General features: G+C 69.9%; 1 protein-coding gene. It reads left to right on the plus strand.

The window, feature by feature from the left end:
* Nucleotides 1-309, plus strand: a 309-nt coding sequence (locus H928_RS31790; RefSeq protein WP_021028122.1) for a FecR domain-containing protein, incomplete at both ends; no start/stop codon positions are given.

Below are 309 nucleotides of genomic sequence, written 5' to 3' on the forward strand. Positions count from 1 at the left end.
GCCTTGGCGCCCCGGAGATCGGCGCGCCGCCGCCAGGTGGTGCAGACCCTGGCGCTGCTGGTGTTTGGTGCGGGCATCGTCTGGCAGGCCGAGCAGCAGCTGCCTTGGCGGCGCTGGAGCGCCGATGTGCGCACGGCCCGTGCCGAGCGCAAGCGCATGCGCCTGGAAGACGGCACCCAAATCGTGCTGAACGGCGCAACGGCCTTGAACATCGACTACAGCGCAGGCCTGCGCCGCCTGCAGCTGCTGGAGGGCGAGGTGCTGATCACCACCGCGCCCGATGTCCAGCAGCCTGCGCGTGACTTTGTT

The sequence above is a fragment of the Comamonas sp. B-9 genome (genome assembly GCF_000410635.1).
Lineage (GTDB): Bacteria > Pseudomonadota > Gammaproteobacteria > Burkholderiales > Burkholderiaceae_C > Comamonas.